At 68.5% G+C, this 23066-nt stretch carries 28 protein-coding genes; 14 read left to right on the forward strand and 14 right to left on the reverse strand.

What is annotated here, in order from left to right; all coding sequences use genetic code 11:
* Window positions 1-3: 3 nt before the first annotated feature.
* The 4 genes from cobT to ACFOPI_RS08260 are packed head-to-tail and all read left to right on the forward strand — an operon-like array spanning window position 4 to window position 3738.
* A complete protein-coding gene (gene cobT, locus ACFOPI_RS08245) occupies window positions 4-1062 on the forward strand; it encodes a nicotinate-nucleotide--dimethylbenzimidazole phosphoribosyltransferase (RefSeq protein ID WP_382172837.1) in 1059 nt (352 codons plus the stop codon).
* Between the two features lie 4 nt (window positions 1063-1066).
* Window positions 1067-1882, forward strand: coding sequence for an adenosylcobinamide-GDP ribazoletransferase (cobS, locus tag ACFOPI_RS08250; protein ID WP_382172839.1), 816 nt, complete (start codon window positions 1067-1069; stop codon window positions 1880-1882).
* Window positions 1879-2439 (forward strand): histidine phosphatase family protein, encoded by a 561-nt coding sequence (locus ACFOPI_RS08255; RefSeq protein WP_382172841.1) that lies wholly within the window; start codon window positions 1879-1881, stop codon window positions 2437-2439. Before cobS ends, ACFOPI_RS08255 begins: the two co-directional genes overlap by 4 nt.
* Window positions 2440-2475: 36 nt before the next feature.
* Complete coding sequence (locus tag ACFOPI_RS08260) at window positions 2476-3738, forward strand: DUF445 domain-containing protein (RefSeq protein ID WP_382172843.1); 1263 nt, start codon at window positions 2476-2478, stop codon at window positions 3736-3738.
* 42 nt (window positions 3739-3780) lie between these two features.
* Here ACFOPI_RS08260 and nth read toward each other — a convergent pair whose 3' ends face one another.
* The gene (gene nth / locus ACFOPI_RS08265) at window positions 3781-4416 is read right to left on the reverse strand and encodes an endonuclease III (protein WP_382172845.1); all 636 of its coding nucleotides are present in this window, start codon (window positions 4414-4416) and stop codon (window positions 3781-3783) included.
* A 22-nt stretch (window positions 4417-4438) separates the two neighbouring features.
* Entirely contained in the window at window positions 4439-5245 is an 807-nt protein-coding gene (locus ACFOPI_RS08270) for an HDOD domain-containing protein (RefSeq protein WP_382172847.1), read from the reverse strand.
* A gap of 162 nt (window positions 5246-5407) precedes the next feature.
* Between ACFOPI_RS08270 and ACFOPI_RS08275 the strand changes: the two genes are divergently transcribed.
* Window positions 5408-6598 carry an aminotransferase-like domain-containing protein gene (locus ACFOPI_RS08275; RefSeq protein ID WP_382173087.1) on the forward strand — a complete coding sequence of 397 codons (1191 nt, stop codon included), beginning with the start codon at window positions 5408-5410 and terminating at the stop codon, window positions 6596-6598.
* Between the two features lie 30 nt (window positions 6599-6628).
* On the opposite strand, the gene ACFOPI_RS08280 is transcribed toward ACFOPI_RS08275, so the two are convergent.
* Both ACFOPI_RS08280 and ACFOPI_RS08285 read right to left on the reverse strand, forming a co-directional pair.
* Window positions 6629-7003 carry a hypothetical protein gene (locus ACFOPI_RS08280; RefSeq protein WP_382172848.1) on the reverse strand — a complete coding sequence of 125 codons (375 nt, stop codon included), beginning with the start codon at window positions 7001-7003 and terminating at the stop codon, window positions 6629-6631.
* An 81-nt stretch (window positions 7004-7084) separates the two neighbouring features.
* Window positions 7085-7675: a lysophospholipid acyltransferase family protein gene (locus tag ACFOPI_RS08285; protein WP_382172849.1), complete on the reverse strand. Its 591-nt coding sequence runs from the start codon at window positions 7673-7675 to the stop codon at window positions 7085-7087.
* 92 nt (window positions 7676-7767) lie between these two features.
* On the opposite strand from ACFOPI_RS08285, the gene ACFOPI_RS08290 reads away from it, so the two are divergent.
* Window positions 7768-8592 carry an alpha/beta fold hydrolase gene (locus tag ACFOPI_RS08290; RefSeq protein ID WP_382172851.1) on the forward strand — a complete coding sequence of 275 codons (825 nt, stop codon included), beginning with the start codon at window positions 7768-7770 and terminating at the stop codon, window positions 8590-8592.
* Window positions 8589-8825: a DUF3820 family protein gene (locus tag ACFOPI_RS08295; RefSeq protein ID WP_382172853.1), complete on the forward strand. Its 237-nt coding sequence runs from the start codon at window positions 8589-8591 to the stop codon at window positions 8823-8825. The genes ACFOPI_RS08290 and ACFOPI_RS08295 overlap by 4 nt, the downstream gene beginning before the upstream one ends.
* Here the strand turns inward: ACFOPI_RS08295 and ACFOPI_RS08300 are convergent.
* The gene (locus ACFOPI_RS08300) at window positions 8806-9408 is read right to left on the reverse strand and encodes a 3'-5' exonuclease (protein WP_382172854.1); all 603 of its coding nucleotides are present in this window, start codon (window positions 9406-9408) and stop codon (window positions 8806-8808) included. The genes ACFOPI_RS08295 and ACFOPI_RS08300 overlap by 20 nt on opposite strands.
* A gap of 57 nt (window positions 9409-9465) precedes the next feature.
* Between ACFOPI_RS08300 and ACFOPI_RS08305 the strand changes: the two genes are divergently transcribed.
* Complete coding sequence (locus ACFOPI_RS08305; protein WP_382172856.1) at window positions 9466-9774, forward strand: hypothetical protein; 309 nt, start codon at window positions 9466-9468, stop codon at window positions 9772-9774.
* 53 nt (window positions 9775-9827) lie between these two features.
* Window positions 9828-10151 carry a DUF6172 family protein gene (locus ACFOPI_RS08310; RefSeq protein ID WP_382172858.1) on the forward strand — a complete coding sequence of 108 codons (324 nt, stop codon included), beginning with the start codon at window positions 9828-9830 and terminating at the stop codon, window positions 10149-10151.
* Window positions 10152-10231: 80 nt separating this feature from the next.
* Here ACFOPI_RS08310 and ACFOPI_RS08315 read toward each other — a convergent pair whose 3' ends face one another.
* Complete coding sequence (locus tag ACFOPI_RS08315; RefSeq protein WP_382172860.1) at window positions 10232-11470, reverse strand: DEAD/DEAH box helicase; 1239 nt, start codon at window positions 11468-11470, stop codon at window positions 10232-10234.
* Between the two features lie 37 nt (window positions 11471-11507).
* On the opposite strand from ACFOPI_RS08315, the gene ACFOPI_RS08320 reads away from it, so the two are divergent.
* Complete coding sequence (locus ACFOPI_RS08320; protein WP_382172862.1) at window positions 11508-11867, forward strand: translation initiation factor Sui1; 360 nt, start codon at window positions 11508-11510, stop codon at window positions 11865-11867.
* A 5-nt stretch (window positions 11868-11872) separates the two neighbouring features.
* On the opposite strand, the gene ACFOPI_RS08325 is transcribed toward ACFOPI_RS08320, so the two are convergent.
* From ACFOPI_RS08325 to ACFOPI_RS08335, 3 genes are read right to left on the reverse strand one after another with little or no spacing between them, the layout of a single operon-like run.
* Entirely contained in the window at window positions 11873-12214 is a 342-nt protein-coding gene (locus tag ACFOPI_RS08325) for a hypothetical protein (RefSeq protein WP_382172864.1), read from the reverse strand.
* Window positions 12211-12759: an RNA polymerase sigma factor gene (locus tag ACFOPI_RS08330; RefSeq protein ID WP_382172866.1), complete on the reverse strand. Its 549-nt coding sequence runs from the start codon at window positions 12757-12759 to the stop codon at window positions 12211-12213. The genes ACFOPI_RS08325 and ACFOPI_RS08330 overlap by 4 nt, the downstream gene beginning before the upstream one ends.
* Complete coding sequence (locus ACFOPI_RS08335) at window positions 12756-13205, reverse strand: DUF3106 domain-containing protein (protein WP_382172868.1); 450 nt, start codon at window positions 13203-13205, stop codon at window positions 12756-12758. The genes ACFOPI_RS08330 and ACFOPI_RS08335 overlap by 4 nt, the downstream gene beginning before the upstream one ends.
* 177 nt (window positions 13206-13382) lie before the next feature.
* Between ACFOPI_RS08335 and ACFOPI_RS08340 the strand changes: the two genes are divergently transcribed.
* Window positions 13383-13715 (forward strand): hypothetical protein, encoded by a 333-nt coding sequence (locus ACFOPI_RS08340; protein WP_382172870.1) that lies wholly within the window; start codon window positions 13383-13385, stop codon window positions 13713-13715.
* A gap of 10 nt (window positions 13716-13725) precedes the next feature.
* On the opposite strand, the gene ACFOPI_RS08345 is transcribed toward ACFOPI_RS08340, so the two are convergent.
* Window positions 13726-14766 (reverse strand): AraC family transcriptional regulator, encoded by a 1041-nt coding sequence (locus ACFOPI_RS08345; protein ID WP_382172872.1) that lies wholly within the window; start codon window positions 14764-14766, stop codon window positions 13726-13728.
* Between the two features lie 142 nt (window positions 14767-14908).
* Here ACFOPI_RS08345 and ACFOPI_RS08350 point away from each other — a divergent pair, with 142 nt between their 5' ends.
* Entirely contained in the window at window positions 14909-16279 is a 1371-nt protein-coding gene (locus ACFOPI_RS08350; RefSeq protein ID WP_382172874.1) for a TrpB-like pyridoxal phosphate-dependent enzyme, read from the forward strand.
* A gap of 25 nt (window positions 16280-16304) precedes the next feature.
* Here the strand turns inward: ACFOPI_RS08350 and ACFOPI_RS08355 are convergent, their stop codons facing one another.
* From ACFOPI_RS08355 to mfd, 4 genes are all read right to left on the reverse strand, one after another.
* Complete coding sequence (locus ACFOPI_RS08355) at window positions 16305-16877, reverse strand: protein disulfide oxidoreductase (protein ID WP_382172876.1); 573 nt, start codon at window positions 16875-16877, stop codon at window positions 16305-16307.
* Window positions 16874-17593, reverse strand: coding sequence for a phosphoserine phosphatase SerB (gene serB / locus ACFOPI_RS08360; protein ID WP_382172878.1), 720 nt, complete (start codon window positions 17591-17593; stop codon window positions 16874-16876). The genes ACFOPI_RS08355 and serB overlap by 4 nt, the downstream gene beginning before the upstream one ends.
* Window positions 17594-17629: 36 nt before the next feature.
* Window positions 17630-18136: a DUF4405 domain-containing protein gene (locus ACFOPI_RS08365; protein WP_382172880.1), complete on the reverse strand. Its 507-nt coding sequence runs from the start codon at window positions 18134-18136 to the stop codon at window positions 17630-17632.
* A gap of 115 nt (window positions 18137-18251) precedes the next feature.
* Window positions 18252-21755, reverse strand: a complete 3504-nt coding sequence (gene mfd, locus ACFOPI_RS08370; protein WP_382172882.1) for a transcription-repair coupling factor — start codon at window positions 21753-21755, stop codon at window positions 18252-18254.
* Between the two features lie 82 nt (window positions 21756-21837).
* Here mfd and ispD point away from each other — a divergent pair, with 82 nt between their 5' ends.
* Window positions 21838-22551: a 2-C-methyl-D-erythritol 4-phosphate cytidylyltransferase gene (ispD, locus tag ACFOPI_RS08375; protein ID WP_382172884.1), complete on the forward strand. Its 714-nt coding sequence runs from the start codon at window positions 21838-21840 to the stop codon at window positions 22549-22551.
* On the forward strand, window positions 22548-23060 hold the full coding sequence (gene ispF / locus ACFOPI_RS08380) for a 2-C-methyl-D-erythritol 2,4-cyclodiphosphate synthase (protein ID WP_382172886.1): 513 nt from the start codon (window positions 22548-22550) through the stop codon (window positions 23058-23060). Before ispD ends, ispF begins: the two co-directional genes overlap by 4 nt.
* Window positions 23061-23066: the final 6 nt, after the last annotated feature.

Consider the following 23066-nt stretch of genomic DNA (forward strand, 5'->3'; position numbering starts at 1 on the left):
TTCATGCCATTCAATATCCCAGTCATCGACGACATCACCCAGCCGGCGCTGGCCGCACGCCTGCAGCACCTGCTCGACAACAAGACCAAGCCGGTCGGTTCCCTGGGCCAGATCGAGCGTCTGGCGCAGCGCATCGGCCTCATCCTGGGCAGCGAGGCGCCTGAGCTCAAGGCCCCGCAGCTGGTGGTGTTCGCGGGTGACCATGGTCTGGCCGCGCGCGGCGTCTCGGCCTACCCGAGCGACGTGACCTGGCAGATGGTCGAGAACTTCCTGGCCGGCGGCGCCGCCGTGAGCGTGCTGGCGCGGCAGAACGGCATCGGCCTGACGGTGGTGGACTGTGGTGTGTGTCACGACTTTGCACCGCGGCCGGGTCTGGTCATCAACAAACTGGCGCCCGGCACCGCCGACGCACTGGAAGGTCCGGCGATGAGCGCCGCCCAGTGCAATGTCGCGGTTGCCAGCGGCGCGGCGCTGGTGAAGGACCTGCCGGGCAACGCGCTGCTGCTGGGCGAAATGGGCATCGGCAACACCTCGGCCGCCTCGCTGCTGATGAGCCGCCTGGCCGGGCTGGACATCGTGGACTGCACGGGTGCCGGCACCGGGCTGGACGCGCCGTCGGTGCAGCGCAAGATCGGCATCCTGCGCCAGGTGCTGGCGCGCCACCCGGATGCGAAAGCCCCTCTTGACGCGCTCGCGGCCTTCGGCGGTTTCGAGGTCGCCACCATGGTCGGCGCGGTGCTGCAGGCCGCGGCCGAGCGGCGTGTGATCGTGGTCGACGGTTTCATCGCCAGCTCGGCCGTGCTGGTGGCCAGTGCATTGCAGCCGGCCGTGCTGCAGCGCTGCGTGTTCGCCCACCAGTCGGGCGAGCGCGGTCATGCGCTGATGCTCGCGCACCTCAAGGCCGAACCGCTGCTGGACCTGGGCCTGCGCCTGGGCGAAGGTTCGGGTGCCGCGCTGGCCTGGCCGCTGCTGATGAGCGCCTGCGCCATCCTGCGCGAGATGGCCAGCTTCGAGTCGGCGGGTGTGTCGCGGCAGGACAGTGCCCAAACGGCGGTACGCTGAGGGCATGGCCTTCATCCGTCACTTTCTGATCGCTGTCCAGTTCTTCACCCGCATCCCCGTCACCGGGCGCCTGGCGGACTGGGTGGGTTTTTCGCCGGCCATGCTGCGCGCCAGCGCGGCGCATTTTCCTGGCGTGGGCTGGGTGGTGGGGCTGCCCACCGCATTGGTGTTTGCAGCGGTCTGGTGGTGGCTGCCGGCGCAGCCCGCTGCGCCCTGGGTGGCGTCGCTGCTGAGCACCGTGTTCAGCGTGCTGCTGACCGGCGCGTTCCACGAGGACGGGCTGGCGGACCTGGCCGACGGGCTGGGCGGTTCGACCAGCCGCGAGCGCGCCCTGGAAATCATGAAGGACTCGCGCATCGGCAGCTTCGGCGCCATCGCGCTGGTGCTGGCGCTGTGCTCGAAGGTGGCGTTGCTGGCCCTGATTGCGCAGGCGGGCGGGGCGCTGGTGGCGGCGGTGGCGCTGTTCGCCGGCCACGTGACTTCGCGCCTGATGCCGCTGTTCATCATCCACACGATGCAGCACGTGGGCGATACGCCCAGCTCCAAGTCCAAGCCGCTGGCCGAGAGCATCGGGCGGGGCGCGCTGGCGGTGGGCGTGCTCTGGTGGGCGCTGGCCATGGCGCTGGTGGTGACGCTGCTGCCCTCGGTGCGCTGGGCTCAGGCGGTGCTGGGCGCGCTGCTGGCGCTGCTGTGGATGGGCCGGCTGCTGCGCCGACGGTTGCAGGGCTTCACCGGAGACGGGCTGGGTGCCACGCAGCAGGTCAGCGAGATCGCCTTCCTGTTCGCGTTGTCGCTCTCCCTGCCGACGGCTGCACCATGAAGCTCTGGTTGTTGCGCCATGCGCGGGTGGTGTTGCCGCAGGGCCTGTGCTACGGCGCCAGCGACGTGCCGGCCGACGAAGCCCTGACCGTCGAGGCGGCGCAGGCCATCGCACCGCTGCTGCCGAAGGGCTTGCCCGTGCGGGTGTCGGACCTGCGCCGCGCCCAGCAACTGCACCAGACCCTGCGGGGGCTCCGGCCCGACCTGGGTACGGCGGCGACCGACCCGCGCATCCGCGAGATGGACTTCGGCAGCTGGGAGCAGACCGCCTGGGACGCGGTGCCGCGCGCCGCGTTCGACACCTGGATGGCCGACTTCGCGCAGCACCGCTTCGGCGGCGCCGAGAGCGTGCACGAGCTGATGACCCGGGTGGCCGACGCACTGGACGACACCCGCGCGGCCGTGGGGCCAAACGGCGAGGCGCTGTGGATCACCCACGCCGGCGTGATCCGCTCCGCGAACTACCTCGCGCAGCATGGGCGCCGGCCCATCGTGTCGGTCGCTCAATGGCCGCGTGAAGCACCCCAGCCGGGCGAATGGATGGTGCTCGACGTCTGAGGCGCAGGTCCGCCGCGAGAGGGCACACTCGAGCCTATGGATGAATCCCGTTCCGCGTCGGTCTCCCCGGTCGACCGCATGAAGGCACTGGCGCTGGGCCTGCTGCTGCTGGCGGCCGGGGTGTATGTCAGCGCCACGCTGATGGAGCCGCGCCATGTCGCATGGGGCTATGTCGCGGCAGCGGCCGAAGCCGCGATGGTGGGGGCACTGGCCGACTGGTTTGCGGTCGTCGCCCTGTTCCGCCATCCGCTGGGCCTGCCCATCCCGCACACGGCGATCATCGTGTCCAACAAGGACCGTCTGGGTGCGCAGCTGGCGCGGTTTCTCGGCACACATTTCCTCACCGCCGAACATGTGCAGCCTATGCTGGCGCGCTGGGACCTGGCGCAGGAGCTGGGGCAGTGGCTGGAACAGACCGAATCGGCCCGGCGGGTGGGCCGCTGGATGCAGCAGGCCACCCCCGCCGTGCTCGGCGCGCTGGACCAGGGCGATGTCCGGCAATGGATCGTCGGCCTGGCGCAGCGTCTGTTGCGGCAGGTCGATGTGGCCATGCTGGGCGGGCAGGCGCTGGCGGCGCTCACCCGCGACGGGCATCACCAGCAGTGGCTGGACGGCCTGCTGCAGCAGATGGCGCGATGGGCGGAGCAGCCGCAGGTGCAGGAGCAGCTCACCGATCGCATCGCGCGGGAGCTCAAGGAACTCAAATACGTCGGACTGGACCAGATGGCCGCCCGTCTGGCCACGCGCAAGCTGGTGGCCGCGCTCACGCACACGCTGTCCGACGTGGCGGCCGACCCGGAGCACGAATTGCGCCGCCGCTTCGACGACTGGATGGCCGACGCCATCGGGCGTCTGCAGACCGATGCCGATTGGCAACAGCGGGTGGCGGTCTGGCGCGATGCCTGGCTGGACCAGCCGCAGTGGAATCAACCGATCGAGGCCTGGTGGCACGAGGTGGTGAACCGCCTGTGCGAAGAAGCGGCCCGACCCGATACCGACCTGGGCAGCCGTTACGCGCGGGTGGCGCAGGCGGCGGGCCGGCAACTGCTGGCTGATGAGACCCTGCGCGGCTGGCTCAACGCCCAGGCACAACAGGTGCTGCTGCGGGTGCTGGACGCCAGCCGTGAAGCCATCGTCGGTTTCGTGGCCCAGCGTGTGCAGGTCTGGGATGCGCAGGACATGAGCCGCGTGCTGGAAGAACACATCGGGCGCGACCTGCAGTTCATCCGCATCAACGGCACCCTGGTGGGCGCTCTGGTGGGACTGCTGTTGCACGCGCTCACACAGGCGCTGCTGTGAACGCGCTGAACGCCTGTGGGCATCCAGATGCCCTGTTGTGGCTCAGGCCGTGGTCTTGGGCCTGAAATCGCAGCAGGCCGACACGGCGCACTGGTGGCACAGCGGCTTGCGCGCCTGGCACACATAGCGCCCGTGCAGGATCAGCCAGTGGTGCGCGTCCACGAGGTAACGTGGAGGGATGCGCCTGAGCAGTTGCTGTTCCACCGCCAGAGGCGTCTTGCCCGGCGCCAGGCCGGTGCGGTTGCCGACGCGGAAGATGTGTGTGTCCACCGCCATGGTCGGTTCGCCGAAGGCCACGTTGAGCACCACGTTGGCGGTTTTGCGGCCGACGCCCGGCAGGGCTTCGAGCGCCTCGCGCGTGCGCGGCACCTGGCCGCCGTGGCGATCCACCAGGATGCGGCAGGTCTCCATCAGGTGTTTGGCCTTGCTGCGGTACAGGCCGATGGTCTTGATGTAGGACTCCAGGCCTTCCAGGCCCAGATTGAGGATCTGCTGCGGCGTGTGGGCGACCGGAAACAGCCGGTGCGTGGCCTTGTTGACGCCCACGTCGGTGGCCTGTGCCGAGAGCAGCACGGCGGCCAGCAGCTCGAACACGCTGGTGTACTCCAGCTCGGTGACGGGCTGCGGGTTGGCGGCCTGGAGGGTGGCGAAGAAGGTCTCGATCTGCGCGGGTTTCATGCCGCGCAGTGTAGTGCCGGGGTCAGTGCAGGCGCGAGGCCTCCACGTAGCGCTGCGCCTGCGGCAGCCGCTGGCGCATCCAGTCGGTGTCGACTTCCAGCGCGGCCAGCACGTCGGCCGGCAGTTCGTCGACCGTTTCGAACGAGGGGGTGGGCACGGCCGCCAGCAGTTCGGCCACGTGCAGCACCGCGCCCAGGCGCGAAAACGGCTGGGCCGCCATCGGGTCGGCGGCGGCGTCCAGCGCACGGATCATTTCGTCGGGGAAGTTCCAGGCGCGGGCCAGTTCGGCGCTGACCTGACCTTCCGTGAACCCCATCAGCGCCGCCTCGCGCTCCCAGCGGGCGCCCGGCGGGCAAGGCAGGCGTTCGAACTCCGCGATGCACTGGGGTGTCTTCATGCCCATCAGAAGCTCGCCCAAGCGCACCATGAAGCCGGTCAGCCAGGCCTGCTGGCTGTCGGAGCCAATGCCGCTGGCCAGCCACTGCGCCATGCCGCCGCGCTCCTGGCTTTCGCGCCAGAAAGTCTGGCGGTCCAGCCCGGGGGTGATGGGGAAGGCGTCGTTGAACATCGAGGCCAGCGCCAGCGCGCGCACCTGTGCGGTGCCGACGCGGGCGATGGCGTCCTCGATCGATCCGACCTTTTCGCGGGCGCCATAGTGCGCGCTGTTGGCCAGCCGCAGCAGTTGCACCGCCAGCGCCGGATCGCGGGCGATGGCCTCGCACAGGTGCGACAGCGGCACGTCCTCCTGGTTGAGCGAACGGATCAGATCGTGCGCGACCTCGGGCATGACCGGCAGGGTCAGGTCCTTGAAGAATTCGGCCGCGGTCATCGCGGGCTCCGGTCGGCGGTGGGGCTCATGGTGCCTATTTTTCCGGAACGGCCAGCGCGTCAAAGTCCGATGTCCGGTGCCTTTTCGTCCCAGTTCCGGGTCGGGCGCTACCATTTCGCCACCTTTCAATTCCTCTTCAGAGACATCCGAATGACCTTTTCCATCCCGTTCGCCGACCGCCTGAACAACGTCGAAACCTCTGCCATCCGCGAACTTTTCAAGCTGCTGGGCAAGCCCGGCATCATCAGCTTTGCCGGGGGCTTTCCTGACAGCGCCATGTTCGACGTGGATGGCATCCGCGAGGCGGTTAACGCTGCGCTGACTGAAGAAGCCGGCGGCGCCTTGCAGTACGGCGCCACCGAGGGCTACAACCCGTTGCGCGAGCAGCTCGCCGCCTTCATGACCGCCAAGGGCAACCAGGGCGTCGCGCCCGACAACCTGATCGTCACCACCGGCAGCCAGCAGGCGCTGGACCTGCTGGGCAAGACCCTGGTCTCGCCCGGTGACAAGGTGATCGTCGAAGGCCCGACCTTCCTGGCCACCATCCAGTGCTTCCGCCTGTATGGCGCGCAGCTGGTGACGGCGCCGGTGGACGGGCAGGGCGTGCAGACCGACCGGCTCGAACAACTCATCGTTGAACACAAGCCCAAGTTCATTTACCTGATCCCCACCTTCGGCAACCCCAGCGGCGCCATGCTGAGCCTGGAGCGCCGCAAGAAGGTGCTGGAACTGGCCGTGCAGCACAACGTGCTGGTGGTGGAAGACGACCCGTACGGTGACCTGTACTTCGGCGACGCCCCGCCGCCCAGCCTGCTGGCTCTCAGCAGCCAGGTGCCCGGCAGCCGCGAGCGCCTGGTGCACTGCGGCTCGCTGTCCAAGGTGCTCTCGCCTGGCCTGCGCGTGGGCTGGATGGTAGGCACGGCCGATCTGCTGGCCAAAGCCACCATGTGCAAGCAGTTCAGCGACGCCCACACCAGCACCTTCGCCCAGGCCACGGCCGCGCAGTACCTCAAAGCCGGACGCATGCCAGGCACCCTGGCCAAGGTGCGCGCCGTGTATGCCGAGCGCGCCGCCACCATGGGCGACGCCCTGCGCCGCGAACTGGGCGAGGCCATCGAGTTCGTGCAGCCGCAGGGCGGCCTGTTCGTCTGGGCCCGTCTTACGGGCGCAGGCGGCAAGCTGGCCGATGGCGGTGAGCTGGCCAAGCGCGCCATCGACAAGGGCGTGGCTTTTGTGCCGGGGGCGCCGTTCTACGCCAGCCAACCCGACCACACGACCCTGCGCCTGTCGTTCGCGACCGTGGGCCTGGACAAGATCGAGGAAGGTGTGGGCCGGCTGGCCACTGCACTCTGAGGCGTCGCGCAGCCGGACGATCCGACGGGCTCAGGCCCCGGGCGTCCGGGACCGCAGCAGGCTGTCGGGCAGGGTGCCCCGAAACATGGGCCGAAGCGACTCCAGCGCGCGGATCGCATGCGGTTCGTTGTGGCGCTGGCAGAGGTCGGCGTACAGCTCGGCCCGTGCGTACCACAGCCCTTCCGCATCGCGGGTGTGGTGCAGCCGCTGGTGCAGCCGGGGGTTGTTGATGCGACCGTCTTCGCCATGCAGGCGCAGCATGGCGATGCGAATGCGCGCCACATCGGCGTCGTTGTGGCGGACCTTCTCGACGCCCAGCAGCGATCCCAGGCCTTCTCGCAAGGTGCTGGACAGGGTCGAGAGGGTGGACAGATGCCCTTGAAAGACGGAATGCTGGCGGCTCACCCGACCAAGATTACCCAATCTGTGGGGCGGTTTTGCAGGTTGGAATGAAACCTTTTGTAGTCGTGTTACAGGTCGGGTCGCTCAGTCACCGGTGAACTGGGTGGCGTTTTTGCCCTGGAACGGCTGGTAGAAGGCCTTGATGCGCACCATGTCGGCGTCGATGTCGCCTGTCGGCTCGAACACCGGGCCCAGGCCGCTGCGTTTGGTCGCGTAGTCCATGTAGGCCAGGATGATCGGCACCTGCGCAGTGGTGGCGATGTAATAGAAGCCGGTCTTCCAGTAGCGCGTCTTGCTGCGAGTGCCTTCGGGCGGCACGATCAGCTGCAGCGGGCCGTCGGCGTCCTGGATCGCCTGGGCCGACGCGGCGACCAGGTTGTTGGACTTCGAGCGGTCGACCGCGATGCCGCCGAGCCACCGCATCAGGCCGCCAAAAGGAAAGCGGAAGATGCTAGCCTTGCCCATCCAGTAGGGGTTCAGGCGCAGCGCGAAGGCGACCATCAGGGTGTAGGGCAGGTCCCAGTTGCTGGTGTGCGGGGCGGCGATGAAGACGCTCTTGGCCGCACTGGGCGGCAGGTGGCCTTCGACGGTCCAGCCGGTGAGCCTCAGGAAGCCGGTCGACAGGGCGCGCAGCAGGGGGGCGACCACCGGGGTGGTGAAGATGGTGCGATGCATGACGGGCGCCATTGTCGGTGACGCGGGCGCGACCGCCCTTGATCTGCGCCAAGCTACCATCGCCCGCTCGAATCACCCGAGGAGACCGCGACATGACGCAGACGCTGACCGTGCAGGACATCGAGGTCCTGATCGACGGCCAAGGACCGACCGTGGTCATGCTGCACGGCTGGCCCGATTCGCCAGCGCTCTGGGAGGAATCGGTGGCGGCGTTGCGGGACGGCTACCGCTGCGTGCGCTTCGCGTTGCCGGGGTACGACCTGCGCCAGCCACCGCGCCCGGTGTCCGTGGATCAGATGTGCCAACTGGTGGGCGCCGTGGTCGACGCGGTCAGCCCCGGCCAGAAGGTGACGCTGATGCTGCACGACTGGGGCTGCTTCTTCGGCTACGAATACGCTGCGCGGAACACGGACCGCGTGGCCCGCGTGGTGGCCGCCGACATCGGTGACACCAACACCGGCGCCTACCTGAGCTCGCTGAAAGTGAAGGAAAAGCTGATGATCGCGGGCTACCAACTCTGGCTGGCCGTGGCCTGGAAGCTCGGACCGCTGCTGCCGGGACTGGCCAACCGAATGACACGCTGGATGGCGCGCACCATCGGCTGCCGCACGCCCCCCGCAGAAATCGCCTGGCAGATGAACTACCCCTATGCGATGCAGTGGTTCGGCACCTTGGGTGGTCTGCGCGGCGTGGCACGGGTGGACAAGGTGTTCGGCCCGACGCTGCCCACGCTGTTCTTCTTCGGTAAGCGCAAGCCCTTCATGTTCCATTCCGCGCGCTGGCTGGCGCAACTCGCCACCACGCCGGGCAGCGAGGCCCATGGCCTGGACGCCGGACACTGGCTCATGAAGCAGAAGCCTGAGCCCTTTAACCGCCTGGTGCGCGACTGGCTGGACCGGGCGCAGGCCGCGACATGAACCCGACCGAGCTGGAGCGCCTGCTGACCGTGGAGATGCCCTACGGCAAGTACAAGGGCCGGGTGATCGCGGACCTGCCGGGGTATTACCTCAACTGGTTCGCCCGAGAAGGTTTTCCGAAAGGGGATCTCGGACGGCTGATTGCGCTGATGCACGAGATCGACCACAACGGCCTCGGCGAGCTGCTCACGCCATTGCGCAACAGCAGGCCGCCTAAGGCGCGCAGGTCCTGAGCGCTTCGTGCACCACGGCTGCGGCCCAGGCGTCGTTGGCCGCGTAGATGAGCTGGCCCTCGGTCAGGCGCGGGTGGGCCCAGTTGGATGTGGCGGCCTTCTTGGACTTGATGAAGCGCTGCCCGAACAGCACCGCCACCGCACCCTTGACGCCCATGTCCTTGCGATAGCCGCGCTCGCGGAACAGGTGGTTGAGCTCGACCACGCCCTGCGGCTCCACGCCCAGCTTGGCACGGATGCGCTTGGTGTCGTCGCCCAGGCCGAAGCCGGCCTTGCTGTGCCCGCTTTCCGCCATCACCTGCGCCGCCAGGTCGCGGCTGGCGCTGTCGTGCAGCTGGAACACCCAGGCCCGCTCCAGCGTGGCCAGCTGCAGGACGTGCGGCCCGTCGGAGACCTCACCCTGCACGAAGGTCGGCTTGCTCTCGGTGTCAAAGCCCCAGTGGGCATGGTCGCGCAGCGCCGCCACAGCCTCGCGCGCCGCCGCCGCCGTGTTCACCAGCGCGATCCGGTCCAGGCCCAGGCGGGGAAATTCGGGCAGCAGGGCGATCTCGTCCTTGCCAGGTGTGGCGCGGGTGGTGTGCATGAAGCGGTCTCTCTGGGGTGGCGCGGGATAATCGGGCATTGTGCCTGCCGCCCCGCCATGACCTACACCCTCAAGCTCTACGTGCCCGACGACACCCCGCCCGGTCAGCACCAGGCCGCCGAGCGGCTGTTCCGTGAAGCGCTGGAAGGCGCGTTGGGCGATGCGGCGCTGGTGGCGCCGGTCTACCGCGCCTACCAGGGCATCCTCGCGCAGCACGGCGAGACACCCGACCCCGAGGCGCTCACGGTCGAGGAGCGCACAGTGCTGGAGCACTGGCAGATGGCCGAAGCCGCGGCGCTGGAGGCCGTGTTCGGTCCGCACCGCCACTTGGACGAAGGCGGCTACGACATCGTGCTGCCCGCATAATCCGGGTCCGTTTCACGTCCTGCCGGGGCGAACGCACCCACCCAAGGACATCCATGAGAAAAACCTACCCGCTGCGCCCCGAAGGCAAGCACCCAGACCGTGTGCTCGACGCCGTCAAGCACGACATCCGCAAATACCAGAAGCGCGAACGCCGACGCGAACTGCCCGAGGGCGCCCACTTCTGGGACTTCGATTGCCGCTTCGGTGCCGACAAGGACAGTGCGCAGACCGTGCACCCGGGCGAGCTGATGAACCTCCTGGACGCGCTGGCCAAAGAGGGCGCCACGCAGTGTTACGTCGAGCTGCAGGCCAAACCGGGGGTGCGCAAGCCGCGTCCGGCGGGCGCCGAGCCTGAAGCCGCCAGCGACGAAGAGTAAGGGTTTCGCCGCCGGGCCGCCCCAAGGCGAAACGCGCTCCCCCGGGGGGCAGCGACCCGCGCAGCGGCGGAGAGTGTGGCCTACGGTTTCGCTGCCTGTGCGCGCAGCTTGTCCTTCTTGCTCGGGCGCTTGCCCTTGATGCCACCGTTGCCCGGCGCGGGCGGTGGTGGCGTTTCGGTCGGCTCGAAGCCTTCCACGGTTTCCAGCGGCAGACTCAGCCCCTGGCGCTTCTCGATCAGGCGCCAGTGCGCCAGTTGCGCCGCAGTGACGAAGCTGATCGCCAGCCCGTTCTGCCCCGCGCGGGCGGTGCGCCCGATGCGGTGCACGTGGTCCACCGCCGAGCGCGGCAGGTCGAAATTCACCACCACGGGCAGACCGTCGATGTGGATGCCGCGCGCCGCCAGGTCGGTCGTCACCAGCACGTCCCAGCGGCCGGCCTTGAACTCACCCAGCGTGGTCTGGCGCGCGCCCTGGCTCAGCCCGCCGTGGAAGGCGGTGGCATAGACCTCGCCCTGGTGCAGCTTGTTGGCCAGGCGTTCGGCCGCGTACTGCGTGGCGACAAACACCAGCACCGGCTTCCAGCCTTCGGTCTTCATGAGCTGCCGCAGCAGCTGCGTACGCCGTTTCTCGTCGACCGCAAAGGCGCGCTGTTGCACCACCGGCGCGGCCGCGTCGTCGTCGGGCGTCGGCACGTCGATCCGCACCGGCTCGCGCAGCAGCTGCAGCGCCATGGTTTCGATTGCCGGTGGTACGGTGGCCGAGAACAGCAGGTTCTGGCGTCGCGCCGGCAGCAGGGCCAGCACGCGCGCCAGTTCGTCGGCGAAGCCCAGGTCCAGCAGGCGGTCGGCTTCGTCGAGCACCAGCAGGTCCAGCGCGTCTAGCCGCAGGCCGTTGTGGTCCACCAGGTCCAGCAGCCGGCCGGGTGTGGCCACCACCACGTCGGCGCCGCCGCGCAGCGCCATCAGCTGCGGGTTGATCGAGACACCGCCGAAGGCGACCACCAATTTCGGCCGCCGGGGCAGCGCCTGCGCCAGCGAGCGCAGCACCTCGCCGACCTGGGCCGCCAGTTCGCGCGTGGGCACCAGCACCAGCGCCCGGGTGCGGCGCGGCCCGTTGCCCGCATGGTCCTGCCAGCGCTGCAGCAGCGGCAGGGCGTAGGCGGCGGTCTTGCCCGAACCGGTGCGGGCGCTGGCCAGCAGGTCCCGGCCAGCGAGCACCGGCGGTATGGCCTCGGCCTGGATCGGGGTGGGAGCGTCAAAACCCAGGTCGGCGGCGGCCTGGGCGAGGGCGGGCGCAAGGCCCAGAGAGGAAAACGGCATGGGGGCGATTGTCGGCGACGCGCTACGATCCCGGCCCATGAAATCGCGTTCTTCTTCCGGTGGCCTCGTCTATTCGACCGAATCGGGCCGCATGTGCCCGGGCTGCCGCGAGCCGGTGGCCTCGTGCCGCTGTGGCGCTCCCGCTGTGCCCAAGGGCGACGGCGTGCTGCGCGTCTCGCGCGAGACCAAGGGCCGGGGCGGCAAGGCGGTGACCGTGGTCAAGGGCGCGCTGCTGGACGCCGACGGTCTGGCGGCGCTGGGCAAACAGCTGCGCACGCTTTGCGGCAGCGGCGGCACGGTCAAGGACGGCGTGATCGAGGTGCAGGGCGACCATGTCGAGCGCGTGATCGAGGCGCTCAAGGCGCAGGGCCACACGGTCAAGCGCGTGGGGGGCTGACCCCTTCACAGCTCCCCGTTGGAAATCAGCATCAGCACATCGGGCTGCATCAGCTCTTCCAGTGCCGGGTCCTGCGCCGGGCGCAGCATCCACAGCGCCATGACCAGCGCCACCAGCGCGCCGGTCCACAGCACCGGGTGCTGGCGCCAAGCCGCCTGCAGTGAGGCCAGCGGGCCGTTCGAGGTCACGACGACCTGCTGAGGCCGGGACTGGCGCCATTGGGCGAGCACGCGAGCCTGCAAGGCGTCGGAGTCTTCGTTGGTGCTCTGAGCCAGTGTGTGCTTCAGACGCCCCTTGAGCGCCTCGTCGCGCGCGGCGTCGTTGTCGTGGGGGGAGGGCGTGTTCATGACGGTTTCTCCTGAAGGCACCGGCGCAGGGCCGCCTTGGCCCGGTGCAGCAGCTGGTGGGCAGCGTTGGTGTCGAGTTCGAGCGAGCGCGCGATCCCGGCCGCGTCGGCGTCGGCGTAGGCCCACATGGCCAGGGCCATTCGCTGGCGGGCCGGCAGCCGGAGCATGGCGGCCTGCAGGCGTGGGGCATCGAGCGCCTCGCCGGTCGTGTCGTCGGTCTCGTCGCCTGGCGGTGCTGCGTCGATCCACTCGGCCAGCTGTTCGGGGTCGGTGCTCAGCTCGCGGCGCTGCACCAGCCAGGTCTTGCAGCGGTTGATCACGATGGTGTTGAAGTAGGTCGCCAGCGCGGCACCCCGGGTGTCGGAGGGCTGCGCGCCCCACAGGCGCAGGAACGACTCCTGCACCACGTCCTCGGCGTCCTCCTGGCGCCGCAGCAGTTGACGGGCCAGCCCCATGGCCTGCGGCGTGAGCCGACGCACCAGCTGGACGGCACTGGCTTCATGACCCTGGCAGGCGGCGCGCCACATGGCCCAGTCGCTGCTCATTCGGTGCGCAGCTTCTCGCGCAGCGCGCGGCGTTCGGCCGGGGTCATGCGCTCCAGCATCTCGCGCCGCTCGCGCAGCAGGGCGCGGCGCTCGGCGGGGGTCATCTCGCGCAGCTTCTCGCGGCGCTCGTCGGCCAGGCGTTGCTTCTCCTGCGGGGTCATGGCCTGCCAGCGCTCGCGTGCGTCGTCGATCAGGGCCTGCCGCTCCTGCGGCGGCAGGCTGACCAGCAGCTCGCGCAGCCGCTCGCGGAAGTCCTGCCGCTCCTCAGGAGTGGCACGCTTGAGCCGCTCGCGGATGTCGGCCTGGCGCTGCAGCCGCTGCGCGGGTGTGAGTCGTTGCCATTCCTGTGCGTCGGGTACCGGCACGGGCGCGGCCCGCGCGGGCAGGCTGAGCGCGGCGACGGCCAGCAGGCAGCAGGACAGCAATGGACGAAACCGGAGCGACATGGGGTGGGGCGAAAACAGTGGGGCGGCACCGGTTCAACCCACGGGCATCACGTCTCTTACGCCATTCCGACCGATTTCCTCGGGCATGGGCGGCGGGACGTAAGGCGAGGGTGCGGCACCGGTTCAACAGGCACACGGGCCAGGGTGGTCCGTGAACCACCACGGAGGAAAACCACTATGTCATTCTGGCTCAAACCCCTCACCGCAACAGTCTTGGCGCTGGGCGCCGTCACCGCAGCCCAGGCCGTCACACCGGCCGAACGCCAGGCCCAGCGCGTCGACAACCGCCAGGCGCGCCAGGCCGAACGCATCGACCAGGGCGTGGCCTCGGGTCAGCTGACACGGCGCGAAGAAAAGCGCCTGGAGCACCAGCAGCAGCACCTTGCCAACATGGAAAACCGCATGGAAAGCGATGGCAAGGTGACCGGACGCGAAGCGGTGCGCATGGAGCACGCGCAAGACCGCGCGAGCCGGAACATCCACCGCAAGAAGCACAACGGAAGGAACTGAAAGACCTGGCTCAGCGGCTGCGTGCGAGTGTGGCGCTGGGGCTTTCGCCGTAGGCCTGCTGGTAGGCGGCGGCGAAGCGGCCGGGGTGCTCGAAGCCCCAGCGTTCGGCGGTCTGCAGCACGCGGGTGTCCGGACCGGGGTGAAGCAGGTCGTGGCGCACGCGCTCCAGCCGCAGCCGGCGAATGTGCGCCATCGGCGTGGTGCCGCGCTCGCGGGCAAACAGCTGCTGCACCAGGCGCACGCTGCTGTTGACCGCCCGCGCCAGATCGGCCACGGTCAGCGGCTGGTCCAGGTGGGCTTCGATGTGGTCCTCCAGCTGGCGAAGTCGGGGCACGGTGGCCGCAGCGGGCGCACGGCTCACGGTCGCCGGTGCCCACGCCACGCGCAGCAGCATGGCCAGCACATGGTCTTCCAGCATCGCCGTGTGCAGGCCTGAGGAGGGGTGTTCGCCGCCCGGTTGCAGCAGCGCCGCGAGGTAGTGCATGAGTTGCCACCAGTGCGCACCCGAGCCCTGGCGCAGGTCCAGCCGGGGCGACAGCCGCAGGGTGGCCGCGGTCTCGCAGCCGCTGAGGGCCGCCGCCACGTGCAGCAGCCGCTGGCCGTCGATGCGCAGCATGAACTGGTCGCACTCGCCCGACCACTCCATGCGCACCGCGTCCTGCGGCGAGATCACCGTCGCCTCGCCCACTGCGCTGAGGTGGCGGGCGTTCTGGTGCCACACCGCGGCTTCACCGGCCAGAGGCATCTGCACCAGGAAAAAGTCGCCCAGCCGGTCCGGGTCGATGCGCACCGCCGCACCATGGGCCAGCCGGTTGAGCGAGACCGAGGGACCGAGCGCGCGGTGGTGCATGCGGGCGCGCACGCGCTGGCGGCTGCCGATCACCGACAGCTCGTGCGGCTTGTAGATGCGCGCGATCTGCTCGCGCGTTTCGTCGAGGTCGTCGGAGGCCAGTACCGACAGCGGCGCCCAGGCCGGACCACCGGGGGCGGCCCGGTCCAGCCACGCGGGCGCGGCGACCGGTCGGGGGGAGGGCGCTGGGCTGGGTGCCATGCGGGGCATGTTAGTGATTACCCGTGGTTTTTCACTTATCGGATACCCGCGTTCGTTTCTCGGATGGCCGCCGCCGTGCACCGATTCCAGAATGTCCCGGTTCGCTGTCCGCACCCTGTCCCAACCCATCAGGAGAACCGCCATGACCCTGCAGACCAAGTACCTGCTCGACGAAAGCCAGATGCCCAAGTTTTGGTACAACATCCAGGCCGACCTGCCCAAGGCGCTGCCGGCCGTGCTGCACCCCGGTACCTTGCAGCCCATCGGCCCCGACGATCTGGCGCCGCTGTTCCCGATGGAACTGATCATGCAGGAGGTCAGCACCGAGCGCGAGATCGAGATTCCCGAACCGGTGCGCGACATCTACCGTCTCTGGCGCCCGGCCCCGCTGTACCGAGCCCACCGGCTGGAAAAGGCGCTCGGCACCCCGGCCAAGATCTTCTACAAGTACGAAGGCGTCAGCCCCGCCGGCAGCCACAAGCCCAACACCGCCATCCCGCAGGCCTTCTACAACAAACAGGCCGGTGTGAAGCGCCTGACCACCGAGACCGGTGCCGGCCAGTGGGGCACCTCGCTCTCGTTCGCCGGCTCGTTGTTTGACCTCGAGGTGCTGGTGTTCCAGGTGCGCGTGTCCTACGACCAGAAGCCCTACCGGCGCGCCGTGATGGAGACCTACGGTGCGCGCTGCCTGCCCTCACCGTCGAATCAGACCGAGTACGGCCGCAGCGTGCTGGCCCAGCGGCCCGACCATCCGGGCAGCCTCGGTATCGCCATTTCCGAAGCGGTGGAACTGGCGGTGCAGCGCGAGGACACCAAGTACGCGCTGGGTTCGGTGCTCAACCACGTGCTGATGCACCAGACCATCATTGGTCTGGAAGCCATGGAGCAGCTGCAGATGGCCGACGCCTGGCCGGACGTAGTGGTGGGTTGCACGGGCGGCGGCTCCAACTTCGCCGGTATCGCCTTTCCTTTCATCGGCCACGCGCTGCGCGGCGGCAAGAAGTCGCGCATCGTCGCGGTCGAGCCGGCGGCCTGCCCATCGCTCACGCGCGGCAAGTACGCCTACGACTTCGGCGACACAGGCCACATGACGCCCCTGACCAAGATGCACACCCTGGGCAGCACCTTCACGCCGCCGGGCTTCCACGCCGGCGGCCTGCGCTACCACGGCATGGCGCCGCTGGTCAGTCACTGCAAGGAGCTGGGCCTGCTGGACGCGGTGGCCTACACACAGGGCCAGTGCTTCGAGGCCGGCGTCACCTTCGCCCGCGCCGAAGGCATCGTGCCGGCACCGGAAGCCAACCACGCGGTCAAGGGTGCGATCGAGGAAGCCCTGCGCTGCAAGCGCGAAGGCAAGTCGGAGACCATCCTGTTCAACCTCTGTGGCCACGGCCACTTCGACATGGCCGCCTACCAGAAGTACTTCGCGGGCGAGCTCAAGGACGAGCAGTACGACGAGAAGGAGCTGGCGATGGCGCTCTCGGGCCTGCCGAGCGTGCCGGAACCGGCCTGATGAACTGAAAGGTGGGCGGGACGCGTCAGCGCGCCAGCCAGAGGCGCGCCCGCAGCCCCCAGCCGCTGGTCAGGCCAACCGTGGGCCAGCGCAGCTCGCCTTCGGGCGTGATCACGGCAAAAGCCGGCACGGCGCCGAAACCGAGCGCGTCAGGGATGGTCGAACGCGGGTCAACGACGGTGTGCCAGGCCAAGCCGCGCGAGGCCAAGTAGCGGGACACCTTCTCCGGCGGTCCGGACTGCATGGCGATGGTGATCACCGGGTGGTCCTGCGTCAGGCCATTGACCGTGCCCTGGATGGTTTTGCAGATGGGGCACCACTCGGCCCAGACGTAGAGCCCGATGTTCTGATCCGGGTGGGCGGTCTGCAGCGTAGCGATCTCGGCGCGCAGGCTGCTTTGCCGCACGGCGCTGCCAGCCAGCACGGGCAGCGGGGCGTCCAGCGCCGCAACGGGCAGCGGGCCGCCCGACACGCTGCGCGTCTGCCAGAGCTGCAACGCCAGCATCACGCCTGCGAACAGCGCCAGGGTGCCCAGGTGGCGCTTCCAGTCGCGCCGCAGTCCGGTTGCCCAAGAGCGCAGTCGACTGGCGGCGCTCATGCGCTCTTGAACAGTTCGAGCAGACGGTCCAGCCCGCCCATGTCGATGGCGACCTTGGCCTGGGCGCGCACCTTGGGTTTGGCGCGGTAGGCCACCGAAAGGCCGGCGACGCCCATCATTTCCAGGTCGTTCGCGCCGTCGCCCATGGCGATGGCCTGCGCCGGCGAGCAGCCGATCAGGCTGCACGTGCGCAGCAGGGTCTCGCGCTTCATCGCGCCGTCGCAGATGTCGCCCCAGCTCTGGTCGAGCAGGCGACCGGTGAGCTGGCCGTCGACGATCTCCAGCTGGTTGCTGCGTGCGAAATCGAGCGCCAGGCGGTCGCGCAGGCGCTCGGCGAAATAGGTGAAACCGCCGCTGACCAGCAGCACCTTCAGCCCGGCGGCCTTGCAGGCCAGCACCAGCTCGGCCGCGCCGGGGTTCAGGCGCAGGCGCGAGCGGTAGACGTGCGCCAGGTGTTCCTCGGTCACGCCCTTGAGCAGGGCGACGCGCTGGCGCAGGCTCTCCTTGTAGTCGGTGATCTCGCCGCGCATCGCGGCTTCGGTGATGGCCGCGACCTCGGCCTTGCGGCCGGCGGCGTCGGCGATTTCGTCCACGCATTCGATGTTGATCAGCGTGGAATCCATGTCGAACGCGATCAGCTTGAAATCGCGCAGGTTCAGGGGCGGCGTGATGCCCTGTACGGTCAGGCCGGGGGCGAATTCGATGGAGGAAGTCATCCCGGAATTATCGCGGGAGCCGGGATGACGCCCCGATCAGGACTTGGCCGCCGGCAGCACTTTGGAGATGGTGCCAATCTGCTTGCGCAGGTCCGGCCCCACCAGATCGGCCACCGACTGCTGGTCGCTGGTCACGGTCAGACCCTGTGCCTGCAGCTTGGCCTTGAGGTCCTCGGTGCTGGTGCCGGCGACCTGGGCCAGCACGGTGATCGGTGCCTTGGCGAGCGCACGCACCGGCGGCGCGAAGCCGGGTTCGCTGCCGCTGCTGCCACCCGCCGGGATGAAGCTCAGGGCCAGGATCAGGGCGAACGCACCGATGACCACCCGACCGGTGGTCTGTTTCAGGTAGCGCTTGAACGCCGGCATGTTCAGCAGCACGTGCAGGCCGACCCCGATCACCATGGCCCAGCTCAGCCACTCGTGTGCGGTCTTGTTCAGGCCCGAATCGAGGTGAAAGAACATCAGCATGCCGGTGACGGCAGACAGCAGAAAGGCGCCGATAACGACGGGGGTGATCCAGGGGCGTTGGGCGGACAGGTTCATTTTTCTTCCTTCAAGTTGAAAGCTCCGATGCTGGAGCCTCTGTGTTGAAGTCTGGTCGCCGCTGTGTGAACGGCTGGTGAACGCCTGCCGGTGCTGCTCCTGTTTTTGATGCAGATCAAGTCGTGCCGGCGGTGGCTTCCTGCTTCAGCGGCTGACCCAGCGAGCGCAGCACGTCGCGCACCATCTGCACCCGGTCTTTCACCTCGGGCAGGGCGCGTTCGATGCGCAGCTTCTCGTTACCTGCCAGCTTGATGTGCCTGTTCTTCTGGATCAGCTCGATGATCTTCATCGGTTCGATCGGCGGGTTGGGGCGGAAGGTGATGTTGATGACACCCGGCGCCGCGTCGACCTTGACCACACCATACGGTGCGGAGAGCACGCGCAGGCGGTGCACGTCGATCAGGGTCTGGGTCTGCGCCGGTAGCTTGCCGAAGCGGTCGACGATTTCTTCCAGCAGGCCGTCGACCTGGTCCGCCGTCTTGGCCGTGGCCAGTTTCTTGTAGAACGACAGGCGCAGGTGCACGTCGCCGCAGTAGTCGTTGGGCAGCAGGGCCGGCGCGTGCAGGTTGATGTCGGTGGTGACCGACAGCGGGGACAGCAGATCAGGCTCGCGCCCGGCCTTGAGCGCTTTCACCGCTTCGCTCAGCATCTCGTTGTAGAGCTGGAAGCCGACTTCCAGCATGTTGCCGCTCTGGTTCTCACCCAGCACCTCGCCAGCGCCGCGGATCTCCAGGTCGTGCATGGCCAGATAGAAGCCCGAGCCCAGTTCCTCCATCTGCTGGATCGCGTCCAGTCGCTGCGCCGCCTGCTTGGTCAGGCCCTCGATCTCGGGCACAAGCAGGTAGGCATAGGCCTGGTGGTGGCTGCGGCCCACGCGGCCGCGCAGCTGGTGCAGCTGGGCCAGGCCGAACTTGTCGGCGCGGCTCATGACGATGGTGTTGGCCGTGGGCACGTCAATCCCGGTCTCGATGATGGTCGAGCACAGCAGCAGGTTGTAGCGCTGGGCCACGAAGTCGCGCATCACGCGCTCCAGGTCGCGCTCGGGCATCTGGCCGTGGGCAATGGCGATGCGCGCCTCGGGCAGGATCTCTTCGAGCTTCTGCTTGCGGTTCTCGATGGTCTCCACCTCGTTGTGCAGGAAATAGACCTGCCCGCCGCGCTTCAATTCGCGCAGCACCGCTTCGCGGATCACGCCCGTGCCTTCGTTGCGCACAAAGGTCTTGATCGCCAGGCGGCGCTGCGGTGCGGTGGCGATGACGCTGAGATCGCGCAGACCTTCGAGCGCCATGCCCAGCGTGCGCGGGATTGGAGTGGCCGTCAGTGTCAGCACGTCCACCTCGGCGCGCAGCTGCTTCATCGCCTCCTTGTGGCGCACGCCGAAACGGTGCTCCTCGTCAATGATCAGCAGGCCCAGGTTCTTGAACTGCGTCTTTTCCGACAGCAGCTTGTGCGTGCCCACCACGATGTCCACGCTGCCGTCGTTGATGCCCTTCATCGCGGCCGTGATTTCCTTCTGCGAACGGAAGCGGCTCATCTCCGCCACCTTCACCGGCCACTTGGCGAAGCGGTCGCTGAGCGTCTGATAGTGCTGTTCGGCCAGCAGCGTGGTGGGCGCCAGAAACGCCACCTGCTTGCCGCCGGTGACGGCCACGAACGCGGCGCGCAGCGCGACCTCGGTCTTGCCAAAGCCCACGTCGCCGCAGACCAGGCGGTCCATGGGCTGGGGGCTGATCATGTCCTGGATCACGGCGTGGATCGCAGCCTTCTGGTCGGCGGTTTCCTCGAAGCCGAAGTCGTTGGCGAAGACCTCGTAGTCCTGCGCGCTGAAGCGGAACGCGTGGCCCTGGCGCGCCGCGCGGCGGGCGTAGATGTTCAGCAGCTCGGCGGCGGCATCGCGCACCTGCTCGGCCGCCTTGCGCTTGGCCTTCTCCCACTGGCCACTGCCCAGCTTGTGCAGCGGCGCTTCGTCGGCGCTCACGCCGGTGTAGCGGCCGATCAGGCTGAGCTGGCTCACCGGCACATAGAGCACGGCCTTGTCGGCGTATTCCAGATGCAGGAACTCCTGCAGCGCGGGCGTGCCGTCGGGGTTCTTGTCCCCCATGTCCATGTTGATGAGCCCACGGTAGCGACCGATGCCGTGGGCGCTGTGCACCACCGGGTCGCCCACGTTGAGCTCGCTCAGGTCCTTGATCAGCGCGTCGACATCGCTGACCTGTTCCTGCTTCTTGCGCCGGCGCGTGGTGGGACCGGCGGCGAACAGTTCGGTCTCGGTGACGAAGTCGATGCCCGCTTCCAGCCACGAGAAACCAATCGTCAGGCCCGCGGTGGCGATACCGACCTTCTCGTCGCTGGCCTGGAACTCGGCCAGCGAATCGAAGGCCGGCGGGTTCAGGCCGCTGGCGCGCAGGAAGTCCAGCAGGCTCTCGCGCCGGCCGTCGCTTTCGGCCAGCAGCAGCACCCGGTGCGCCGTGTTGCGGATGTGGCCGTGTAGTTTGGCCAGCGGGTCTTCGGCGCCGCGAACCGCGGCCAGCTCGCCCAGCTTCTGCGCAAAGGCGTTGTCGGCGATGTCTTCCACCGCGGGCCGGATGGCGAGCTGCGCATGGGCGTTGGCTTGGCCGTAGAACTGTTCCATCGACAGGAACAGGCTCCCGGGCGGCAGGGCGGGGCGGTCGGGGTCACCCTTGACCAGGCGGTAGCGGTCCTGCGTGTCTTGCCAGAAGCGCTGGAAAGCCGGTTCCAGGTCGCCGTGCAGCACCACGGTGGCCTGTTCGCCGAGGTAGTCGAACACCGTGGCCGTCTCCTCGAAGAACAGCGGCAGGTAGTACTCGATGCCGGCGGTGGCTACGCCGTTGCCCATGTCCTTGTAGATGCGGCTCTTGGTCGGATCGCCTTCGAGCAGCTCGCGCCAGCGGCTGCGAAAGCGTGCGCGCGCCGCTTCGTCCATCGGGAATTCGCGGCCGGGCAGCAACCGCACTTCCGGCACGGGGTAGAGGCTGCGCTGGCTGTCGGGGTCGAAGGTACGGATCGAGTCAATCTCGTCGTCGAACAGGTCGACGCGGTAGGGCACCTGCGAACCCATGGGGAAAAGGTCGATCAGCCCGCCGCGCACCGCGTATTCGCCGGGGCTCACCACCTGCGTGACGTGGTTGTAGCCGGCCAGGGTGAGCTGGCCCTTGAGCTTGGCTTCGTCCAGCTTCTGCTTGACCTTGAACTGGAAGGTGTAGCCCGCGAGGAAGGACGGCGGCGCCAGCCGATACAGCGCCGTCGTGGCCGGCACCAGCACCACGTCAGCGCCTGCGTCCTTGTCGCTCGAACTTCCCCGGTTGTGGATGCGCCAGAGCGTGGCCAGACGTTCGGAGATCAGGTCCTGGTGCGGCGAGAAGGCGTCGTAGGGCAGTGTCTCCCAGTCGGGGAAGAGGGCGCAGCGCAGGTCCGGCGCGAAGAACGCCATCTCGTCCATCAGGCGCTGCGCGTCGGTCGCGTCGGCGGTGACGATGGCCACAGGCCGCCCGGTGGCCTTCTCCCGCGCGGCCAGTTGCGCGAGCAACAGCGAGTCGGCCGCGCCAGCGGGGCGGGGCAGATGAAAACGTTGGCCGGGTTTGAGCTTGGGAAGGTCCATGGATTCAGGCGCAAATGACGAAAACCCCCCGGTCGTTGGGACAGGGGGGTGAAGGGGGGATTCTAGAATGCCCGGACCGATCATGAGTGCTTTCGAAAACAACCCGATCCCTGTGCGCTGCCACGCGCTGCTGCCTTGCGCCGGCACCGGTTCGCGCGCGGGCACCGCTGGCCCCAAGCAGTACCAGACCGTCGCCGGCATGCCCATGGTGCTGCACACCCTGGCCGCCTTCAGCGCAGTCCCCCGCGTCAAGCAGACGGTGTTGGTGGTGGCGCCGGATGACCGCTTCCTGAGCGTCGATCAGCCCGATCTGCTGCTCGCACGCTGCGGCGGCGCGACCCGTGCGCACAGCGTGTTCAACGGGCTGGACGCCCTGCGCGCCAGAGGTGCGGCCGACGACGACTGGGTGCTGGTGCACGACGCGGCGCGCTGCCTGATCACACCGCAGCAGATCGAGGCGCTGATCGATGCCTGCCGGAACGACCCGGTGGGCGGTTTGCTGGCGCTCAAGCTGCCCGACACGCTCAAGACCGAACGCGAGGGGCGGGTGGCCGCCACCGTGGACCGCTCGGACAAATGGCTGGCCCAGACGCCGCAGATGTTCCGGCTCGGCATGCTTCAAAGCGCGCTCGCCGCTCAGGCCGACAGTGGCTTTGCCGGTGTGACCGACGAGGCCAGCGCCATGGAAATAGTCGGGCATCGGCCGCTGCTGGTGCCGGGCAGCGCACAGAACTTCAAAGTCACCTACCCCGAAGACTTCGCCCTCGCCGAAGCCATCCTTTCAAGCCGAACATGAGCACTGCCACCACCACACCGTCCATTCCATTTCGCATCGGTGAGGGCTGGGACGTGCACGCCCTGGTGCCCGGACGACCGCTGATCATCGGTGGTGTGACCATCCCCCACACGGTCGGCTTGTTGGGCCATTCGGACGCCGATGTGCTGCTGCACGCCATCACCGACGCCTTGCTGGGCGCGGCGGCCTTGGGCGACATCGGCCGTCACTTTCCCGACACCGACCCGAGGTTCAAGGGCTCCGACTCGCTGGTGCTGCTGACAGAAGTGACGCGGCGCGTGCGGGAAGCGGGTTTTGAGATCGGCAACATCGACAGCACCGTGGTCGCCCAGGCCCCCAAACTCGGACCGCACATTCCGGCCATGTGTGACCGGATCGCGCAGGCGCTGGGCCTTCCTGTGGACGCCGTCAACGTGAAGGCCAAGACCGCCGAGAAGCTGGGCCCGGTCGGACAGGGCCTGTCCATCGAGGCACGGGCGGTGGCCTTGCTGGTGCATCGGTCGGGCTGAGCCCGG

Origin of the sequence: Hydrogenophaga luteola (genome assembly GCF_042648585.1) — a bacterium.
Classification (GTDB): Bacteria; Pseudomonadota; Gammaproteobacteria; order Burkholderiales; family Burkholderiaceae_C; genus Hydrogenophaga; species Hydrogenophaga luteola.

Coding starts and splice junctions, on each gene's coding strand:
- cobT (WP_382172837.1), top strand. CDS start 4: ATGCCATTCAATATCCCAGTCATCGACGACATCACCCAGCCGGCGCTG.
- cobS (WP_382172839.1), top strand. CDS start 1,067: ATGGCCTTCATCCGTCACTTTCTGATCGCTGTCCAGTTCTTCACCCGC.
- ACFOPI_RS08255 (WP_382172841.1), top strand. CDS start 1,879: ATGAAGCTCTGGTTGTTGCGCCATGCGCGGGTGGTGTTGCCGCAGGGC.
- ACFOPI_RS08260 (WP_382172843.1), top strand. CDS start 2,476: ATGGATGAATCCCGTTCCGCGTCGGTCTCCCCGGTCGACCGCATGAAG.
- nth (WP_382172845.1), bottom strand. CDS start 4,416: ATGAAACCCGCGCAGATCGAGACCTTCTTCGCCACCCTCCAGGCCGCC.
- ACFOPI_RS08270 (WP_382172847.1), bottom strand. CDS start 5,245: ATGACCGCGGCCGAATTCTTCAAGGACCTGACCCTGCCGGTCATGCCC.
- ACFOPI_RS08285 (WP_382172849.1), bottom strand. CDS start 7,675: ATGCATCGCACCATCTTCACCACCCCGGTGGTCGCCCCCCTGCTGCGC.
- ACFOPI_RS08290 (WP_382172851.1), top strand. CDS start 7,768: ATGACGCAGACGCTGACCGTGCAGGACATCGAGGTCCTGATCGACGGC.
- ACFOPI_RS08295 (WP_382172853.1), top strand. CDS start 8,589: ATGAACCCGACCGAGCTGGAGCGCCTGCTGACCGTGGAGATGCCCTAC.
- ACFOPI_RS08300 (WP_382172854.1), bottom strand. CDS start 9,408: ATGCACACCACCCGCGCCACACCTGGCAAGGACGAGATCGCCCTGCTG.
- ACFOPI_RS08305 (WP_382172856.1), top strand. CDS start 9,466: ATGACCTACACCCTCAAGCTCTACGTGCCCGACGACACCCCGCCCGGT.
- ACFOPI_RS08310 (WP_382172858.1), top strand. CDS start 9,828: ATGAGAAAAACCTACCCGCTGCGCCCCGAAGGCAAGCACCCAGACCGT.
- ACFOPI_RS08315 (WP_382172860.1), bottom strand. CDS start 11,470: ATGCCGTTTTCCTCTCTGGGCCTTGCGCCCGCCCTCGCCCAGGCCGCC.
- ACFOPI_RS08320 (WP_382172862.1), top strand. CDS start 11,508: ATGAAATCGCGTTCTTCTTCCGGTGGCCTCGTCTATTCGACCGAATCG.
- ACFOPI_RS08325 (WP_382172864.1), bottom strand. CDS start 12,214: ATGAACACGCCCTCCCCCCACGACAACGACGCCGCGCGCGACGAGGCG.
- ACFOPI_RS08330 (WP_382172866.1), bottom strand. CDS start 12,759: ATGAGCAGCGACTGGGCCATGTGGCGCGCCGCCTGCCAGGGTCATGAA.
- ACFOPI_RS08335 (WP_382172868.1), bottom strand. CDS start 13,205: ATGTCGCTCCGGTTTCGTCCATTGCTGTCCTGCTGCCTGCTGGCCGTC.
- ACFOPI_RS08340 (WP_382172870.1), top strand. CDS start 13,383: ATGTCATTCTGGCTCAAACCCCTCACCGCAACAGTCTTGGCGCTGGGC.
- ACFOPI_RS08345 (WP_382172872.1), bottom strand. CDS start 14,766: ATGGCACCCAGCCCAGCGCCCTCCCCCCGACCGGTCGCCGCGCCCGCG.
- ACFOPI_RS08350 (WP_382172874.1), top strand. CDS start 14,909: ATGACCCTGCAGACCAAGTACCTGCTCGACGAAAGCCAGATGCCCAAG.
- ACFOPI_RS08355 (WP_382172876.1), bottom strand. CDS start 16,877: ATGAGCGCCGCCAGTCGACTGCGCTCTTGGGCAACCGGACTGCGGCGC.
- serB (WP_382172878.1), bottom strand. CDS start 17,593: ATGACTTCCTCCATCGAATTCGCCCCCGGCCTGACCGTACAGGGCATC.
- ACFOPI_RS08365 (WP_382172880.1), bottom strand. CDS start 18,136: ATGAACCTGTCCGCCCAACGCCCCTGGATCACCCCCGTCGTTATCGGC.
- mfd (WP_382172882.1), bottom strand. CDS start 21,755: ATGGACCTTCCCAAGCTCAAACCCGGCCAACGTTTTCATCTGCCCCGC.
- ispD (WP_382172884.1), top strand. CDS start 21,838: ATGAGTGCTTTCGAAAACAACCCGATCCCTGTGCGCTGCCACGCGCTG.
- ispF (WP_382172886.1), top strand. CDS start 22,548: ATGAGCACTGCCACCACCACACCGTCCATTCCATTTCGCATCGGTGAG.